1 protein-coding gene is annotated in these 532 nt (G+C 43.8%); it reads right to left on the reverse strand.

The window, feature by feature from the left end; all coding sequences use genetic code 11:
• The coding region (locus B4K20_RS03270) for a symmetrical bis(5'-nucleosyl)-tetraphosphatase (RefSeq protein ID WP_289281864.1) at positions 1-434 on the reverse strand (434 nt) is incomplete at its 3' end.
• Positions 435-532 lie beyond the last annotated feature (98 nt).

Consider the following 532-nt stretch of genomic DNA (forward strand, 5'->3'; position numbering starts at 1 on the left):
CTTAAAACCGCTTCGACTTCTTCGGATCGTTGCTGTGATTCTTGCACTGACCACTCTGCAGGTATTCCTGCATGTACCATACTGAAATCTAGGATGGGATCGTGATAAAACAAAGGTTGTTGTCTTAACCAGGTAATGAGCTCTTCTCTGTCAGGTGCAGAGAGAACTTGCTCAATCGTATCCAAATGATGTTGATATTCAACGACACCTGCAGCATTAGCCAGTAAATGTAGATCGTGGTTGCCTAATACGGATATACAACTATTACCTAACTGCTTTGCTAACCTTAATACTTCTGCTGACTTAGGGCCTCGATTCACCAAATCACCAGCCAGCCAAATTTGATCAAGGGCTGGATCGAACTGAACTCGATCCAGCATTTTTACTAACTCATCGTAACAACCTTGAACATCACCTATTGCATATACAGCCATACAGACGTGTGCTTGTGTCTAACGACGGCGATAAAGTGGTTCAGGACGAAGTACCGTTGCCTGGTAACTTTCGCTGAAGTCATCAAAAGCCTTCAAGG

The sequence above is a fragment of the Methylophaga sp. UBA5088 genome, assembly GCF_002414625.1.
Taxonomy (GTDB): Bacteria; Pseudomonadota; Gammaproteobacteria; order Nitrosococcales; family Methylophagaceae; genus Methylophaga; species Methylophaga marina.